Here is a 17,196-nt window from a genome sequence, read left to right on the forward strand (position 1 = left end):
CGGGGCTCACCTCTTACCATTCCGAACAGAGAAGTTAAGCCCGTTTGCGCCGATGGTACTGCACCAGTGGGAGAGTAGGACATCGCCTTTCTTGGAGAGTCCCCAACAGAAATGTTGGGGACTTTTTTGTTTTGTGGAAAATTGAATGACGACTGAGATTAATTATCCAAACAAATAAAAATTGTACTCTAAAGCTTCAATTACAAAGTTTATTTCTTATTAAAAACTAAGCTTGTCACTTGTTACTGTTTTAAAAATGTTATATCTTATGTTTTTGAGCAGTAATGTGCAATGAGGTAAAGATATACTGGACGTAAAATAATAATAAACTGTTATACTTGTTTGACTAGGTTAGTCTTTTGTAAAAGGAATTTATTTTAGAAAATAGATTTAAGTACCGTGTTTAAACCTTTAAAACAGAGATATACAGCACCGATACCCACAACTATTCCTAAAACAAAGAAAATATAAAACATAAAGGTTTTTGTGTTAAGAAAGGACAAGGTTAATAAATAAGGACATAATGCAAGAAATGGCAAGGCTAGAGCCATTAATTTGACACCTTTCATCAATAATTCTCTATCAGTATGTTCTCTACTCATGATTAATGTTATTTATAGCGCCGCGAACACTTTTATATTTGTCAAGAAGATATTTAGCTTTATTTTCTGATACATCCAATTCTGTCATAATCATATTGATACCTCTATCAACTAATTTATTGTTACTCAATTGCATATCGACCATTTTGTTTCCTTTAACTTTCCCTAATTGGATCATTGTTGCAGTTGAAATCATATTGAGGACTAATTTTTGAGCGGTACCAGCTTTCATTCTTGAGCTTCCAGTTACAAATTCAGGGCCTACAATAACTTCTATAGGATATTGTGCTGTTTGTGACAAAGGACTATTGTGGTTACAAGTGATGCAACCTGTTACTATATTATTTTTATTACACTCATTTAATGCAGCGATAACATAAGGTGTAGTTCCTGATGCGGCTATTCCTATAACCACATCATTGGAAGAGATATTATGAGTTTCTAAATCATTCCAACCTTGTTGTGTTGAATCTTCCGCAAACTCAACCGCATTCCGTATTGCTGTATCACCTCCAGCAATTAAACCAATTACCAATTCTTTGCTAACACCAAAGGTTGGTGGACATTCTGAAGCATCTAAAATACCCATTCTACCACTGATTCCTGCACCGATATAAAACAATCGACCTCCAGACTTAAGTTTTTTAACGACTTGAATAACTAACGCTTCAATTTGTGGCATTGCTTTCTCTACAGCAAAGGCAACAGTTTTGTCTTCTCCATTAATATTAGAAAGTAATTCCGAAACACTCATTTTTTCCAAATGATTATAGAGTGAATCTTGTTCCGTGGTTTTATTAAACTTCATCTGGTAAAAATACAAATTTTTCATTGTTCGATTCTAATGTAATTTGGTAGTTTTGTTTTCAATTGGGAAATAAAATTGATGTATATCTTCAAGAATAAGCTTAAGTTATTAAAAAAACACATGGACTCAAAGATTTTATATACTATTAGTTTTTTTATTAAAAAGGAAGAGCTCCTTACTAAAGGAGCTCTTCGTTATATTAATGTTTTACTTTATTCTAACTAATTAACGTACAACTAAAATAGTTGTTTGGTAAATTATAATTTATTATTCAGAATGGTATTAAATGTTGTACTTGGCCGCATTGCTTTATCAGCTAAAACATTATTTGGCTCATAATAACCATCTAAAGTAACTGGTTTACCTTGTACTTTTATTAATTCTTCATTGATAGTTTGTTCATTAGATTTTAAGGCGTCGTAAAGTGACCTAAATTCTTTTTGTAACTCAACATCTGAAATTTGGTTGGCCAATGCTTCTGCCCAATATAGAGCCAGATAGAAATGGCTTCCTCTATTATCTAATTCACCAGCTTTTCGTAAAGGAGATTTGCCATTATCCAATAATTTACCTGTAGCTTCATCTAAAGTGTCTGCTAGTACTTGAGCTTTGGGATTATCATTAGTTTGTGCCAAATGTTCTAATGAAACAGCTAAGGCTAAAAACTCACCCAATGAATCCCAACGTAAATGGTCTTCTTGGATAAATTGTTCAACATGTTTAGGTGCTGAACCTCCTGCACCGGTTTCAAATAGGCCTCCACCATTCATTAATGGAACAATGGATAACATCTTCGCACTAGTTCCCAATTCCAAGATCGGGAAAAGATCGGTAAGATAGTCACGTAAAACATTTCCTGTTACTGAAATAGTGTCTTCACCATTTTTTATACGTTCTAATGTAAAAGTAGTTGCTTCAATTGGAGACAAAATACGGATATCTAATCCTGAAGTATCATGAGATGGAAGGTATTGATTTACTTTTTTAATCAATTCTGCGTCATGTGCCCTGTTTTTATCTAACCAAAATACTGCTGGCGTTTGTGATGCTTTAGCCCTATTAACGGCCAGTTTTATCCAATCTTGAATAGGTGCATCTTTAACTTGGCACATTCTCCAAATATCTCCTTCCTCAACGGTATGTTCAATAATTGTTTTGCCTTCAGAATTGATTACGACAACTTTTCCGTCTTGTTTTATTTCGAATGTTTTGTCGTGAGAGCCATATTCTTCAGCTTTTTGTGCCATTAAACCAACATTTGGAACTGTTCCCATGGTTGTTGGATCAAAGGCACCGTTCTTTTTACAGAAATCGATGGTAGCTTGATAAATACCAGCATAACTACTATCAGGAATAACTGCCAATGTATCTTCGGGTTGTCCTTGTGCATTCCACATTTTACCCGATGTTCTTATCATTGCTGGCATAGAAGCATCAATGATCACGTCACTTGGTACATGCAGATTGGTAATACCTCTATCAGAATTTACCATGGCCAAAGCAGGACCGTTGGCAATTGCTTGTTCAATAGCCTTTTCAATCTCCAAGCGTTTATCGTCCGCTAGTTCTTTGAGTTCAACATAAAGATTTGCTAAGCCGTTGCTTGCATTGTATCCTATTTGTTTGAATTCCTTGTCGTATTTTTTAAAAACCTCCTTAAAGTACACTTCAACGACATGGCCAAAGATGATAGGATCGGAGATCTTCATCATAGTGGCTTTTAAATGTACAGAAAGAAGTAAGTTTTTTGCTTTCGCCTCAGAAACGGCATTTTCTAAAAATGAAATCAATGCTTTCTTACTCATTACGGAAGCATCGATAATCTCACTATCTAAGATATTTAAATTGTCTTTTAGAACTTCTTCGTTGCCATCGCTTCCAATCCATTTGATGCTGATTTTGTCTGCTTTAGAAAAGGTTAACGATTTTTCGGTATGGAAAAAATCACCTTGAGACATTGTAGCGATTTCAGTTTTTGAATTAGGAGACCATTCACCCATCGAATGTGGGTTTTTCTTGGCATAATTCTTAACTGCTTTTGGAGCGCGTCTATCTGAATTTCCTTCACGAAGTACAGGATTTACGGCACTTCCTTTTATTTTGTCATAGCGCGATTTAATATCTTTTTCTTCATCGGTTTGTACATCATCTGGATAATTAGGAATACCATATCCTTTTGATTGTAATTCAGCAATAGCGGCTTTGAGTTGTGGTTCAGAAGCACTGATGTTTGGTAGCTTTATAATATTGGCTTCTGGCTTTGTAGCAAGTTCTCCCAATTCGGCTAAGACATCAGATACTTTTTGCTCCTCCTTTAAAAAATCTGGAAATGCGGCTAAGATTCGGGCGGCTAAAGAAATATCTTTAGTTGTAATTTCAATGTTTGAAGAGGCCGTAAATGATTTTATGATTGGTAATAGAGAACGCGTCGCCAAGGCAGGCGCTTCGTCGGTTTTTGTATAAATAATTGTCGAGGTTTTTGCCATAAGTACTGTAAATTTAAATTTTAAATATGCGCCCGAAATTAGGCAGTGCAAATATACACAATTGAGATTAGGATATAAAGTTGTAAAGCCACCAATTAATTAATGCTTATTTGGTAATGATGCAATAATCCCAAGACATTTTCTTTTGAGAATTTTGCGTTTGTGATGGTGTTGATTTCGGGATTAATGATGAAATTGTTAGAAGTGCTAAAATCAGAGTTTTTTAAAATTGATTGTCTAAAAACCGTGTTATTAAAAACGCAGTCATCAAATACGGCATTAGTTAAGTCAGTTTCAATAAAATCGACCTGGATAAGATTACATTTATCAAACTTAATTTGTTTAAGTTTTAATTTATAAAATGATGTGAATTGTAACTGGCAGTTTGAAAAATTAAAGGACAATAAAAAAGGGTTGCAATCCTGAAATTGCATGCCGATAAATTTACACTCTATAAAGTTGACTTCTCTAAAAGTAGTGTTTTTAATAATGGCATTACTGAAGTTACAGGTATCAAACTCACATTCTATAAAAATTACGGAAGAGAGATCTGCATCAGAAAAATTACAATTGGTAAAAGTGCAGTTGTCATATTCTGCTCTTTGAAAAGAATTATCAGTATAGTCAATATTGTGAAATTGTTGGGAATCAATAAGTGGTAACATCATAAATTTGGATAAAGATTTGAGGCCGAAAGTTAAGCGGAAACTTCATATAATACAAAAGCCATATCATTGTAGTTAACCTACCTTGACATGGCTTTCTTTGAAATAGTTTTTTAATCTAATTAACATTTCTGCTAAATCAGCCGACTAAAACTCACATTTTACAATCGTCTTTTTTAATCAAAAATTGACTATTTCAATAAGAAACAATGGTAACTTTCAAAATGTATTGACTTGTTACAACACTGTTTCGGTTATTGTTTTTCTTGATGAATTTTCTTTGCCATTTGCTTTCGCAACTTGCAAATCCTAAGACATTGCTTCCTACACTTGGTTTTCACTTTCGTTGTTGCCATCTTCGGAAACTTTCAACCTTACTAGTTTTAGCCTGCTTGAACATGCTGTACTTTTTAAAGTATCATGATTTTTAGTTATTCACGTTTGGAGGTGATATCTTAAAAATCTCGAAAAACAATTATTTTAAAGAACGAATCTCTAAACGATTTCAACTAAATTCAGTTTAGAACTGAAAACCAACCTGAGTATGGTGTTAATCGTTGTACTAAATTACAAAAAAAATATGTATGGTCAACAGAATTTAAGCTTTTAGTTATCAACCTATTGTGAACCGAACTTATTAACAATTGTTCATAAAAAAAGGCTTTGAAAAACTCAAAGCCTTGATTTGTTGTATAGTTAAGAAGTTTAGCCTCTTCTTTCTTTAATTCTTGCTTTTTTACCGGTAAGACCTCTAAAGTAAAAAATACGTGCACGTCTAACTTTACCTTTTTTGTTGACTTCAATTTTTTGAAGTGCAGGCAAGTTGATTGGGAAGATACGTTCTACACCAATTGTTCCCGACATTTTACGGATCGTAAATGTTTCTGAACTACCAGAACCTTTACGTTGTAGTACTACACCTTTAAAAAACTGTGTACGTTTTTTTTCGCCCTCTCTAATTTCGTAATACACTGTGATTGTATCACCAGCACCGAATTGAGGAATTTCTTTTTTTTCTACAAATTCGTCTTGTACAAATTTTACTAAAGAATTCATTTATTATATTTTTTTAGGATTTTTCCAAACCAACATTCACGCAGATCGCCAGAGGTTAATCTGAAATTGGTTGCAAAAGTAATGAATAATTGATAATTAGCAATTAATAATTAAAGTTTTTTTGAGTTGAATGATAGATTAACGATTGATGATTGAAGACGGATGACCGATGATAAAATGATGATAAATTCACAAAACCATGCTATGTCTTATGCCATTTCATCTTATATCAATATTGAATACCGATGACGGAAGGTCGAAAATTGAAGACTGAACACTGATTGCCAACTAAAAACCGATCACTAAATTTAGTCTTCCAATAAATCCGGCCTTCTATTCTGTGTATGCTTATACGCTTCATCTTCGCGCCACTTTTCAATATTGGCAAAATGTCCTGAAAATAAGATCTCCGGTACTTTTAATCCTTTATATTCACGTGGTTTGGTGTAGATGGGCGGTGCCAATAAATTGTCTTGAAATGAATCTGTTAATGCCGAAGTTTCATCACCCAAAACACCTGGGATAAGTCTTATAATTGCATCGCACAGCACTGCAGCACCCAATTCGCCACCTGAAAGTACATAATCGCCAATAGAGATTTCCTTGGTAATTAATAAGTCTCTTACTCGTTGATCTACGCCTTTATAATGTCCACAAAGAATAATAATATTTTCTTTTAATGAAAGTGTGTTGGCCATTTGTTGATTGAGTGTATTTCCGTCGGGCGTCATATAAATGACTTCGTCATAATGTCGTTCCGCTTTTAATTTTGAAATACATTTATCTATCGGCTCAATCATCATTACCATGCCAGCGCCACCACCATATTGCGTATCATCAACAGATTTGTAACGATCGGTCGTGTAGTCTCTTAAATTATGAAAGTGAACTTCGACCAAATTCGCCTCAATAGCTCGTTTTAATATCGAAGCCTCAAAAGGACTTCGTAATAATTCTGGCAAAACTGTAATGATATCTATGCGCATGATTTTAGTATAATTTGCAAAGATGCGAAAAAAAGTTGGCACGTTAATATGGTCAAACCTTCTTAAAATTATTGGAGATTATCTATAAATAAAAAAAATCTGCAATTGTGGTTGCAGATTTTTGAATTTTATTTTATCGTTTTTTGCTTGTTAATTTCGTCTTGCAGCTGACGTCTTACTTTTTGTTCACGTTCAAGTGCCGTACGTCGGTGTTCATCAAACTCTTGTTCGGTTTCCAATAGCGATTTTTTGGCCATTTTGGTGATCGCATTACTGTTTCTGAATTTATAAATGAACAATAACAAGAAAGCGAAAAGTACTCCAATAATGCTCCACATCAAAACATTATAATTGGTTTTGCTCATTTGCAAACCAAAAAGTGCCATATTATCTTTTTCTTCATTGGTTTCGGCCAAAATTAATTTGGTTTCAGAAAGGTTGCGTTTTAAAGTATCAATTTGAGTAGCTTGATTATCGACAATAGACTGTGTATCGACAAGATTTTTTTGGATGGCCTTTAGCGTGTCCATCGTATGGGCTTTTAAGGTGTAAAGCCAAGTCTTTTTAATGACTTTATAATCTTGATAATTATTTGATTTCTGAATGACATATTCAAACTGGCTATCAATGGTTCCCTCGTTTAACGATAGTTTATCGTCATCGTTTGTTTTTTTTTGTTGGGCATTGACAGCGATAAAAAATAAGCAGGATAGTAAAGAAAATGTTAGTGTTTTTAAAGCGTGCATTGGTTTCGTTTTTCTGACGTGATTAAATTTGGAACAAGATAAAAAAATATGTAAAAGTATGCTAATATATTTAAAAGAAATAGCCTCTTTGTAGAGGCTATTCAATATACGATCGAAGTTTCGTTTTAGATGTTTTAAATTCTAATAATATGTAAAACGTCTTACTTTAGATACATATTTGGCCAATCGGATGACTTGATGGCTATACCCATACTCGTTGTCATACCAAACATATAAAACAACGTTTTTGCCGTCTTGTCTTACAATGGTAGCTTTGCTGTCATAAATAGCAGGAGCAGAGCATCCTACAATATCGCTCGACACCAACTCATCGCTCAATTCATACTTTATTTGTTCAACAAGATGGCCTTCCAATGCATATTTCTTCATGATGCTGTTAACGCCTTCTACTGATGTTGGATTTTCCAATTCTAAATTTAGGATGGCCAAAGATCCATTTGGAACAGGTACACGAATGGCATTTGAGGTCAATTTTCCTTCCAATGACGGAAGTGCTTTTGCTACGGCGCTTCCGGCACCGGTTTCGGTAATGACCATATTTAACGCTGCCGCACGGCCACGACGGTATTTGTTATGAAAATTATCAACCAGATTTTGGTCGTTGGTATAGGCATGGATGGTTTCTAAATGGCCATGCTTAATTCCAAATGTATCTTGGATAGCTTTTAATACTGGGGTAATAGCATTAGTTGTGCAGGAAGCGGCTGAGAAAATATCAACAGTATCAGGATTATATTCCAAATGATTGACACCATGCACAATGTTTGGGACACCTTTGCCAGGAGCAGTCAATAATACTTTGCTAACACCTTTGGATTTGAGATGTCTGGCCAAAGCATCAGCATCTCTGAACGCGCCAGTATTGTCTATGACCAAAGCATCATTAATGCCGTATGCAGTATAATCAATATCTTCTGGAGCGTCGGCAGAAATCACATTAACCGTTGTACCATTTATAATTAATGCGCTGTTTTCAATATCGGCAACTACCGTTCCAGAAAAATCGCCATGCACAGAATCATTTCGGAGTAACGACGCTCTTTTTTCTAAAACAACTTGGTCAATTTTTCCACGTGTTACTATAGCTCGCAAACGCAGTTGATTCCCTTTTCCTGTTTTGGTCATTAATTCTCTGGCCAACAATCTACCGATTCTTCCAAAACCATAAAGAACAACGTCTTTAGGGTTTATGATTTCGCTTTTTCTTGCGCCTTTAAGTTTGTCGGCAACAAAGGCTGTGGCATTGGCGTGTTTTTGATCTTCAAATTGGAATTCATAGGTTAATTTTCCAATGTCCAATTTTGCCGGTGGGACATCTAAGGTTTTTATCGCTTGCGCAATTTCTACCGAATCAAAAATTGAAATCGGTTTTTGTACAAATTCACCTGCATATTCATGTAAATTTAAGATTTCACTGACATTCTTGTCAATTAATTGATTTCTGAAAAGTACAAGTTCAATGGATTTGTCATACCAAAGATCACTGATAATTTTAACAAATTCAACTGTTGCTTTTCTGCGATCTGCTTGAAAAGCCAATTCGCTTTCATAAGTTCCGTTCAAACTCATTGTGGTTTAGATTTTAATAGGTCTGCTTTTTAGGCAAACGTGTTGATGTTGTGTTTATTTCCGGTATTTCGGACTGCAAAAGTAATATATTTCAAACGTTTTCGTAAATTTTTACACAAATAAAAAACCCTTTAAAAAACTACGCTTTCAAAGGGTTAGTATTAATGAAAAATTACCTAATAGATTATCTAAAAATATAACTCTCTTTTTGTCCAGAACTATTAATTACTGACATCTTTCTTAATTTTTTATCATCATTACCAAGTTGCTGTTTTAATTTCATTATATCATCTACTGTTTTAATGTGCTGGCCATTTATTTCGGTAATAATATATCCTCTATTAATGCCCAAGTTTTTATAAAGTGCATAATTTTCATTTTTGATAACAACCACGCCATGGTCTATATTATTGTTTTTTTTGATATCGTTCGGAATATTTCTCAACTGCATATCTAGGAAATCAATAGTTGCTATTTCACTCTTGGATAAAGTAACGGGAATTGTTTTTTCAGAACCATTTCTTAATAAGGTCAAGTTGACAACGTCTTCTGGCCGTTTTGTGCTCAAGTATCCGCTTAGGTCAGAAAATTTTGAAATGGTTATATTATCAATTCTTTTTATAATATCGCCTTGCTTTACGCCTGCTTTTTCTGCACCCGAATTTTCTTCAACATCACTCACGTAAAATCCTTGAGTGGTATTGACTTCAAATTTTTCGGCAGAGATACTGTTTAATTCACCGCCTCTAACGCCCAAAATACCGTTTTGTACATTGCCAAACTCCATAATATCTTCAACAACTTTTCTGGCAATATTACTTGGTACAGCAAATGAATAGCCAATATACGAACCAGTTTTTGAAGTTATGGCCGTATTGATACCAATCAATTCACCACGGGTGTTGACCAATGCACCACCTGAATTACCCGAATTGACAGCAGCGTCAGTTTGGATAAACGATTGTTCATTGATGCCCGATAAATCCCTTGATTTTGCACTAATAATTCCAGCAGTAACGGTAGAGTTTAAGTTAAATGGATTTCCAACGGCCAGAACCCATTCGCCAACTTTAGCCTGATCAGAGTTTCCGAAAGTTGCAAACGGCAATTCATTTTCCGCATTAATTTTCAATAATGCGATATCTGTTTTTTCATCGGTACCAATAAGTTCAGCATCATAAACGCGGTTATCATTTAAGGTGATAGAAAGTTGTTGCGAACCATTAATAACGTGGTTATTTGTAATAATATAACCATCAGGTGAAATAATAACACCACTTCCGGTTCCTATTTGAGCACGTTCAGAACTTCTGCCCAAAAACAAATCTTGCAAAGTCATTGGTGTTCTACTTATCGTTGTGTTTTTTACGTGAACAACGGTATGGACGGCATTGGTTGCCACATCAGTAAAATCTGGAGCATTTAAAGTGCCATAATTGGTTACGGGAGTATTGCTGGTATTAAAATAAGGTACGCTAGAGGTCGTAATCGTAGAGTTTGTAATTTGGTTTTCATTTTTTTCAATAAATAAAAGGTAAGCAGAAAGTGTTATGATTCCACCTAATGCTGAAACTAAAACTAGGGATAAAATCTTTTTCATTATAAATATCGTTTAATTAATTAGTTTTGAAATTGTTGCATTGAAAACGCTATTTTTTAACGTTTAAAATTAACTTTTTATTGAACTAAAATTATCCTTTTAACGATTTTTAACGTCAACTTTAACGTGTGATTAACAACATAAAAAGACTTCAAGTTTTCTTATATTTGCCACATCTATGAAACAGACATTTTATAAATATCAAGGTACGGGAAACGACTTTGTAATGATTGATAATCGGCAACTTTTGTTTGATAAAAAAGATGCCAAACATATTGGTTTTTTGTGCAATAGGCGCTTTGGAATAGGAGCAGACGGATTAATATTGTTAGAAAATCATGATACGTTGGATTTTAAAATGGTTTATTTTAACGCCGATGGTAACGAGAGTTCAATGTGTGGAAACGGCGGCCGATGTATTGTTGCTTTTGCCAAGTTTTTGGGAATTATAGAAGATAAAACCAGTTTTGAGGCTATTGATGGTTTACACCATGCAGTGATTGAAGGAGATTTGGTAAAGCTTCAAATGCAAGACGTAGCGTTATTGGAAAAACATGATTCACATATCTATTTAAATACAGGATCGCCACATCATGTACAAATGGAAACTAATTTACCAGAACTTAATGTTAAGGAAGTTGGTGCCAAAATAAGATATGGTGAGCCATATAATGCAAGCGGAAGCAATGTCAATTTCGTATCCAAAGTTTCCGATTCTATTTTTTCTGTCAGAACTTATGAACGTGGTGTTGAAGATGAAACCTTGTCCTGCGGTACCGGTGTAACCGCAGTTGCCTTGGCCATGAACCATGTTGGAGAAACTGATAAAAACCAAATTACTTTACTGGTCGAAGGTGGAGAACTTCAAGTATCTTTTGAAAATGATGGAGAAGGCTATAAAAATATCTGGTTGATAGGCCCGGCAATTCAGGTTTTTAAAGGCGATTTATCATGACGACTTTAAAAGGAAAGCGAATTTATTTGCGCGCACTGGAACCCGAAGATTTGAGTTTTCTTTATAAAATTGAAAATGATGAAACTCTTTGGGAATTGAGCCATACACAAGCACCTTATTCCCAATATATTTTAAAACAATATTTGGAAAATGCCCATCAAGATATTTTTGAAGCTAAACAATTGCGCTTAGTCATCTCAGATTATGAGCATAACGCTATGGGATTAATTGACCTTTTTGATTTTGATTTTAAAAATCGTCGTGCTGGAGTAGGCATTTTGGTTTATGAGCCTGCAGATAGACAACAAGGTTATGGTAGCGAAGCACTTCAGTTGTTAATTGATTATAGTTTTTCGCATCTTAACTTGCATCAACTTTATTGTAATATTGCTGAAGATAATCCATCCAGTATAAAGTTGTTTGAAACTCTCGGATTTGAAAAAGTAGGAGTTAAGAAAGACTGGATTTACAATAATAATAGTTATAAAAACGAATGTTTATTCCAACTCATCCATAATTAAATGTATATAAAAAAGATTCTCCTTGCCATTGTACTCATTGGTTTAGTTGTTGCCGCCATTTTTGCCTACACTATTTATCAAACCATGTTTGTCCCAAATACAGCATTCAACAATGATGTTGCTTATGTTTATATTCCAACCAATGCCACCTATCAAGAGGTCAGGGAAGAATTGGCGCCATTATTAAAGGATTTAAAAAAGTTTGACGCTCTTGCAGAACGAAAAAAATACACCACAAATATCAAAGCGGGTAAATTTGCCATCAAAAAAGGAATGAACAATAATGATATTGTCAATTCCATAAGAAGCACTAATATTCCCATTAAGCTTTCTTTTAACAATCAAGAATCTTTAGAACGTTTGGCAGGACGAGTATCCATGCAGATTGAAGCAGATAGTTTGGAATTGTATGCAGTCATGTCTTCTCCTGAATTTTTAAAAGCGAATGATTTTACGCCAAATTCCGCGCTGGGAATGTATATTCCTAATACGTATGAGTTTTTCTGGAATACTTCTGCCGAACAGTTTAGAGAGCGTATGTTAAAAGAATACGATAGATTTTGGAATGACGATCGCTTGGCGAAAGCAAAAGCTATCGATTTAACTCCTCAAAAAGTGATCACGATGGCATCTATCGTACAAAAAGAAACTGCCAAAGTAGATGAACGAAAAAGAGTGGCAGGCGTTTATATGAACCGTTTGAAAATTGGAATGCCATTGCAGGCCGATCCAACGGTTATTTATGCCATTAAACACAGTTCGGGAAATTTTGATCAAGTGATTAAACGGGTTCTTTATAAAGATTTGGAATTGGATTCTCCTTACAATACCTATAAATATGTAGGATTGCCACCAGCATTGATTGCCATGCCCGACATCAGTTCCATCGATGCTGTTTTAAATTATGAACATCACGATTATTTTTATTTTGTGGCCGATGTCAAAAATTTCGGCTATCATAAATTTGCAAAGACGTTGTCCCAGCACAATGTTAATAGGCAAGAATATGTAAAATGGATTAATCAGCAAGGCGTCAAGAGATAAGATATGTTGAAAATAAAATTTATTTTATTTTTGATACTTTCAATCATTTCAAATTCCTTTTCGCAATCCAAATTAGATAGTTTTCTTACACCAAGTGACAGTTTAAATACATCCAGAAGAACTACCGTTTATATTTCTGAAGCGGCCATAGGCGGTTTGACTTTATTGGCACTTAACCAAATGTGGTATGCCGATTTTGAACGCTCCAAATTTCATACCTTCAATGATAACAACGAATGGCTTCAAATGGATAAAATGGGCCATGTGTTTTCATCCTACCAATTGGGAAGGATTGGTGCCAACACATTAAATTGGAGTGGTGCCAGTAAAAAAGAGCAGTTGCTTTATGGTGCTACTTTGGGATTTACGTTCTTGACAGCTGTGGAAGTTTTAGATGGTTTTAGTAAAGAGTGGGGTTTTTCATGGGGTGATATGATGGCCAATGGCGCAGGAACCGGACTATATATTGGGCAAGAATTGCTTTGGCAAGAACAGCGCATCACGCTAAAATACTCTTTTCATCAAACAAAATACGCCAAGCTAAGTCCCGATAAGTTGGGCAACGGACTTCTAGAAGAGCTTTTAAAAGATTATAATGGCCAGACCTATTGGCTGAGTTTTAATATACACTCTTTTTTAAAGAATGACCATATTCCAAAATGGTTGAATTTAGCTGTTGGTTATGGGGCAGACGATATGTTTTCTACCTATAATGAGCTTGTTAATAACTCTGTTATTAACAAAACCGGAAAACGCCAGTTCTATTTGAGTTTAGACGTAGATTTATCAAGGATTAAAACAAATTCACAAGTGTTGAGATCCATATTTGATGTTTTGAACGTACTTAAGGTGCCTTTTCCGGCTTTGGAGTTTACCGACAAAAATGACATAAAATTCCATGGCATCTATTTTTAGGATACGTTAAACGATTAATTTTAAGGGTTTAATAAAAAGTTGTAATTTTGCACCCTCAAATTTAAGTCTGTTTAAAAGAAATAAAGGCTTTACAAAGATTAGGAGTTATGTTAAAAAAAATCACTAATTATTTTGTCATTCCCTTTGCAATTTGTGCTGTTTTATACGTGGCACTTTTTCCAAAAACAACTGTAGATATGACCAATTTTTCTACGGCCGGGTTAGAATTAAATTACACGGTTTCTAATGATCTTGCATTATTGGCAACTGATTCCAATGAAGAAGTCAAAAGCAAAACTCAATATAATAAATATTTTCCATATTTGGGAAAATCTTATTTAGGTTTTAAAGAAGCACTTGCTTTTAAAGAATCCAGGGGAAATTATTTTACCGTCAATGATTTAGGGTATTTAGGGAAGTACCAATTTGGCGAGGAAACTCTGAAATTGCTGGGAGTTTATAATCCTGAGTATTTTTTATACACTCCAGAGTTGCAGGAAAAAGCATTTTTAGCCAATTCTGAACGCAATAAATGGATTTTAAGAAAAGATATCTCCCGATTTGTAGGTAAAGAAATCCATGGTGTTATGATCACGGAATCTGGAATACTTGCCGCCGCACATCTGGCGGGACCGGGAAGTGTAAAGAAGTTTTTAAGAAGCTATGGAAGTGATAATTTTTCTGATGCTTATGGAACTTCCATTTCATCATATATGAAACGCTTTTCAGGATATGACACCTCTTTTATTAAACCCAACAAATGGGCAAAGGCTAATTTATAGTTAGTCTTTATGGATGATAAAGATGGCGGGACGTTTGTGAAGATCTACTTTAACGTGTTTCCATTCCTTGATTAAATAAGTTTTGATATACTCCGTTGATAAAGTGAGGTCACAGGCTACGCAAACTCTTGTTTGTGGATGTAGAGTGGCGCACAAATCTTCGAGCATTTGATTATTTCGATAAGGTGTTTCTATAAAAAGTTGACTTTGGTTTTGGTCGAAGGATAGTTTTTCCAACCGTTTTAATTCTGTTTTACGAGCCTGTTTATCAATTGGTAAATAGCCATTAAAGGCAAAGCTTTGGCCATTCATTCCAGAACCCATAAGTGCCATAATTATAGATGATGGTCCAACCAATGGAACCACTTGAATATTATTTTGATGTGCTAAACTGACGATATCCGAACCTGGATCAGCAACTGCTGGGCATCCCGCTTCTGACAATAAACCCATTGGTTTTCCTTGTTTGCAGGCTTCTAAGAAGCTCATCTTTTCCGAAGTTTCGGTAAACTTGTTTAAAACCTTTAAATTAAGTGAGGATTGTAGTTTTTCCGGATGCATTTTTTTAATGAACCGCCGCGCTGTTTTTTCATTTTCAACAATATAATCATCAATAAGATCAATGATTTTAGTGATTGACGTAGGCAATACATCCCATACTGGATTTTCACCCAAATCTGTGGGAATTAGGTATAATTTACCAAAATTGTTTTCCATGAAATTCTATGGTTTTTTTGCAATTATTATTCTCTAAAAACAATTGTTTGTACCAAGTTTAAGGTGTATTTGTTGAAACAAGTTTGTGCGTTTTACTTTCAATGCTAATCGAATTTTTTATTTATTGTTTCTGATAATTGTAAATATTCCCATCAGAATACTTTGTTTGTTTGAGTTCAAAAATCAAACATTTACTTGATTAATTCTGAAGCAATTTTTTCACAAACGTCATCCAAAATGTTGAAAACCTCTTCGAAGTCTTGCTCGGTACCCCAATACGGATCCGGTACTTCTCGTAATGTTGCTTGTGAAGCTTTATCTAAAATCAATTTTACTTTAGAACGATCGTTTTCATCTGTGGCCAATTTCACAACATTATCATAATTAGATTGATCCATGACATAAATTATATCAAAAACATCAAAATCTGCTTGTTTAAATTGTCGACATCTTTGATTTGTGATGTCAATGCCTTTAGCTTTCGCAATAGCAATAGACCGATGGTCGGGTAATTTTCCTATATGATAATTCGCAGTGCCAGCCGAATCGACCGTAAAATGATCTGACGGTAATTTGGATTCGAGTATGCCATGTGCTAATGGTGATCGGCATATATTTCCCAAACAAACCATCAATATTTTTGTCATAATTGTATAAAATTCAATGTTGATTTATTGTGGTGCGCGCGTTTTTTGTATTGTTTAATATATTACAAAAACCAGTCAACAGTTGTTAATTATTAAAGTAAAATTGAAAATCACAGAAGTTCTGTGGAGACAAATATTTTTAAAGCGTTAGTTTTTTTGAAATATCTTCCACATATTTTCTGAACTGTTTATCAGTAGAAGAAAGGTTGTCAACTGTTTTACAAGCATGTAGAACCGTTGCATGATCGCGTTTTCCAATTTGGGAGCCAATACTGGCTAATGAAGCCTTGGTGTATTTTTTTGCAAAGAACATCGCTAATTGTCTTGCTTGTACAATATGCCTTTTTCGTGTTTTGGATTGTAAAGTATCCACATCCATCTGGAAATAATCAGAAACTACTTTCTGGATATATTCAATAGAAACTTCACGCTTGGTGTTTTTGACAAACTTTTCAACAATTTCTTTTGCAAGACTAATCGTGATTTCCTTTTTATTGAAAGAGGATTGGGCAATCAAAGAAATAATAGCACCTTCAAGTTCTCTAACATTCGTTTTGATATACTTGGCCACATATTCAATAATATCGTCGGGCATTTCAACGCCATCACGATAGAGTTTGTTTTTTAGGATAGAAACGCGGGTTTCAAAATCCGGACTTTGAAGTTCGGCAGAAAGCCCCCATTTAAATCGAGATAACAACCGTTGTTCTATATCTTGCATATCAACCGGAGCTTTGTCGCTGGTTAAAATAACTTGCTTTCCATTTTGATGCAAATGATTGAATATGTGGAAAAAGACATCTTGAGTTCCAGATTTGCCTGATAGGAATTGAACATCGTCAATAATCAGGACATCGATAATTTGATAGAAATGGATAAAATCATTTCTATTATTTTTCTTTACAGAGTCTATGTATTGCTGTGTGAACTTTTCCGCAGAAATATACAGCACTGTTTTTTCTGGGTATTTATCTTTAATGTCTATCCCAATAGCATGTGCCAAATGTGTTTTTCCAAGACCAACACCACCAAAAATTAACAGCGGATTAAAAGATGTGCCTCCGGGTTTGTTGGCA

Annotated in this window: 17 protein-coding genes and 1 rRNA gene; 6 read left to right on the forward strand and 12 right to left on the reverse strand. The window is 34.6% G+C overall.

Going from position 1 to position 17,196, the window contains the following annotated elements; genetic code table 11:
• A 5S ribosomal RNA gene (gene rrf, locus VNJ50_RS15695) occupies positions 1 to 91 on the forward strand; the annotation flags it as partial.
• A 286-nt stretch (positions 92 to 377) separates the two neighbouring features.
• Here the strand turns inward: rrf and VNJ50_RS12945 are convergent.
• From VNJ50_RS12945 to VNJ50_RS12985, 9 genes are all read right to left on the reverse strand, one after another.
• A complete protein-coding gene (locus VNJ50_RS12945) occupies positions 378 to 602 on the reverse strand; it encodes a DUF6095 family protein (RefSeq protein WP_325582579.1) in 225 nt (74 codons plus the stop codon).
• Positions 595 to 1,410, reverse strand: a complete 816-nt coding sequence (gene murQ / locus VNJ50_RS12950) for an N-acetylmuramic acid 6-phosphate etherase (RefSeq protein ID WP_325582608.1) — start codon at positions 1,408 to 1,410, stop codon at positions 595 to 597. Before murQ ends, VNJ50_RS12945 begins: the two co-directional genes overlap by 8 nt.
• 257 nt (positions 1,411 to 1,667) lie before the next feature.
• Complete coding sequence (locus tag VNJ50_RS12955) at positions 1,668 to 3,896, reverse strand: NADP-dependent isocitrate dehydrogenase (protein ID WP_325582581.1); 2,229 nt, start codon at positions 3,894 to 3,896, stop codon at positions 1,668 to 1,670.
• Between the two features lie 95 nt (positions 3,897 to 3,991).
• The gene (locus VNJ50_RS12960; protein ID WP_325582583.1) at positions 3,992 to 4,564 is read right to left on the reverse strand and encodes a pentapeptide repeat-containing protein; all 573 of its coding nucleotides are present in this window, start codon (positions 4,562 to 4,564) and stop codon (positions 3,992 to 3,994) included.
• Between the two features lie 702 nt (positions 4,565 to 5,266).
• Positions 5,267 to 5,617 carry a 50S ribosomal protein L19 gene (gene rplS / locus VNJ50_RS12965; RefSeq protein ID WP_325582585.1) on the reverse strand — a complete coding sequence of 117 codons (351 nt, stop codon included), beginning with the start codon at positions 5,615 to 5,617 and terminating at the stop codon, positions 5,267 to 5,269.
• A gap of 308 nt (positions 5,618 to 5,925) precedes the next feature.
• Complete coding sequence (gene trmD / locus VNJ50_RS12970) at positions 5,926 to 6,603, reverse strand: tRNA (guanosine(37)-N1)-methyltransferase TrmD (protein WP_325582587.1); 678 nt, start codon at positions 6,601 to 6,603, stop codon at positions 5,926 to 5,928.
• 128 nt (positions 6,604 to 6,731) lie between these two features.
• On the reverse strand, positions 6,732 to 7,349 hold the full coding sequence (locus tag VNJ50_RS12975; protein ID WP_325582588.1) for a tRNA (guanine-N1)-methyltransferase: 618 nt from the start codon (positions 7,347 to 7,349) through the stop codon (positions 6,732 to 6,734).
• Positions 7,350 to 7,490: 141 nt separating this feature from the next.
• Positions 7,491 to 8,939, reverse strand: coding sequence for a glyceraldehyde-3-phosphate dehydrogenase (locus VNJ50_RS12980; protein WP_325582590.1), 1,449 nt, complete (start codon positions 8,937 to 8,939; stop codon positions 7,491 to 7,493).
• Positions 8,940 to 9,123: 184 nt separating this feature from the next.
• Complete coding sequence (locus tag VNJ50_RS12985; protein ID WP_325582591.1) at positions 9,124 to 10,539, reverse strand: trypsin-like peptidase domain-containing protein; 1,416 nt, start codon at positions 10,537 to 10,539, stop codon at positions 9,124 to 9,126.
• 178 nt (positions 10,540 to 10,717) lie between these two features.
• Here VNJ50_RS12985 and dapF point away from each other — a divergent pair, with 178 nt between their 5' ends.
• From dapF to VNJ50_RS13010, 5 genes are all read left to right on the forward strand, one after another.
• Complete coding sequence (dapF, locus tag VNJ50_RS12990; protein ID WP_325582592.1) at positions 10,718 to 11,494, forward strand: diaminopimelate epimerase; 777 nt, start codon at positions 10,718 to 10,720, stop codon at positions 11,492 to 11,494.
• Positions 11,491 to 12,015, forward strand: coding sequence for a GNAT family N-acetyltransferase (locus VNJ50_RS12995; RefSeq protein ID WP_325582594.1), 525 nt, complete (start codon positions 11,491 to 11,493; stop codon positions 12,013 to 12,015). The genes dapF and VNJ50_RS12995 overlap by 4 nt, the downstream gene beginning before the upstream one ends.
• Positions 12,016 to 13,059: an endolytic transglycosylase MltG gene (mltG, locus tag VNJ50_RS13000; protein ID WP_325582596.1), complete on the forward strand. Its 1,044-nt coding sequence runs from the start codon at positions 12,016 to 12,018 to the stop codon at positions 13,057 to 13,059.
• A gap of 3 nt (positions 13,060 to 13,062) precedes the next feature.
• On the forward strand, positions 13,063 to 13,974 hold the full coding sequence (locus VNJ50_RS13005; protein WP_325582598.1) for a DUF2279 domain-containing protein: 912 nt from the start codon (positions 13,063 to 13,065) through the stop codon (positions 13,972 to 13,974).
• 107 nt (positions 13,975 to 14,081) lie between these two features.
• On the forward strand, positions 14,082 to 14,756 hold the full coding sequence (locus VNJ50_RS13010; protein ID WP_325582600.1) for a peptidoglycan-binding protein LysM: 675 nt from the start codon (positions 14,082 to 14,084) through the stop codon (positions 14,754 to 14,756).
• On the opposite strand, the gene VNJ50_RS13015 is transcribed toward VNJ50_RS13010, so the two are convergent.
• The 3 genes from VNJ50_RS13015 to dnaA all read right to left on the reverse strand — a co-directional run.
• Positions 14,757 to 15,473, reverse strand: a complete 717-nt coding sequence (locus tag VNJ50_RS13015) for an SAM-dependent methyltransferase (RefSeq protein WP_325582602.1) — start codon at positions 15,471 to 15,473, stop codon at positions 14,757 to 14,759.
• A gap of 191 nt (positions 15,474 to 15,664) precedes the next feature.
• Complete coding sequence (locus VNJ50_RS13020) at positions 15,665 to 16,120, reverse strand: low molecular weight protein-tyrosine-phosphatase (protein WP_325582604.1); 456 nt, start codon at positions 16,118 to 16,120, stop codon at positions 15,665 to 15,667.
• A gap of 139 nt (positions 16,121 to 16,259) precedes the next feature.
• Positions 16,260 to 17,196, reverse strand: a 937-nt coding sequence (gene dnaA, locus VNJ50_RS13025; protein ID WP_325582606.1) for a chromosomal replication initiator protein DnaA, incomplete at its 5' end; no start/stop codon positions are given.

Origin of the sequence: Gelidibacter sp. (assembly GCF_035577925.1) — a bacterium.
Taxonomy (GTDB): domain Bacteria; phylum Bacteroidota; class Bacteroidia; order Flavobacteriales; family Flavobacteriaceae; genus Gelidibacter.

Bases quoted from the DNA above. Each gene is read 5' to 3' on its own strand.
- VNJ50_RS13015 (WP_325582602.1), bottom strand. From the start codon at position 15,473: ATGGAAAACAATTTTGGTAAATTATACCTAATTCCCACAGATTTGGGT.
- VNJ50_RS12995 (WP_325582594.1), top strand. From the start codon at position 11,491: ATGACGACTTTAAAAGGAAAGCGAATTTATTTGCGCGCACTGGAACCC.
- mltG (WP_325582596.1), top strand. From the start codon at position 12,016: ATGTATATAAAAAAGATTCTCCTTGCCATTGTACTCATTGGTTTAGTT.
- VNJ50_RS12985 (WP_325582591.1), bottom strand. From the start codon at position 10,539: ATGAAAAAGATTTTATCCCTAGTTTTAGTTTCAGCATTAGGTGGAATC.
- VNJ50_RS13005 (WP_325582598.1), top strand. From the start codon at position 13,063: ATGTTGAAAATAAAATTTATTTTATTTTTGATACTTTCAATCATTTCA.
- VNJ50_RS12955 (WP_325582581.1), bottom strand. From the start codon at position 3,896: ATGGCAAAAACCTCGACAATTATTTATACAAAAACCGACGAAGCGCCT.
- dapF (WP_325582592.1), top strand. From the start codon at position 10,718: ATGAAACAGACATTTTATAAATATCAAGGTACGGGAAACGACTTTGTA.
- murQ (WP_325582608.1), bottom strand. From the start codon at position 1,410: ATGAAGTTTAATAAAACCACGGAACAAGATTCACTCTATAATCATTTG.
- VNJ50_RS12980 (WP_325582590.1), bottom strand. From the start codon at position 8,939: ATGAGTTTGAACGGAACTTATGAAAGCGAATTGGCTTTTCAAGCAGAT.
- VNJ50_RS13020 (WP_325582604.1), bottom strand. From the start codon at position 16,120: ATGACAAAAATATTGATGGTTTGTTTGGGAAATATATGCCGATCACCA.
- VNJ50_RS13010 (WP_325582600.1), top strand. From the start codon at position 14,082: ATGTTAAAAAAAATCACTAATTATTTTGTCATTCCCTTTGCAATTTGT.
- trmD (WP_325582587.1), bottom strand. From the start codon at position 6,603: ATGCGCATAGATATCATTACAGTTTTGCCAGAATTATTACGAAGTCCT.
- VNJ50_RS12945 (WP_325582579.1), bottom strand. From the start codon at position 602: ATGAGTAGAGAACATACTGATAGAGAATTATTGATGAAAGGTGTCAAA.
- VNJ50_RS12975 (WP_325582588.1), bottom strand. From the start codon at position 7,349: ATGCACGCTTTAAAAACACTAACATTTTCTTTACTATCCTGCTTATTT.
- rplS (WP_325582585.1), bottom strand. From the start codon at position 5,617: ATGAATTCTTTAGTAAAATTTGTACAAGACGAATTTGTAGAAAAAAAA.
- VNJ50_RS12960 (WP_325582583.1), bottom strand. From the start codon at position 4,564: ATGATGTTACCACTTATTGATTCCCAACAATTTCACAATATTGACTAT.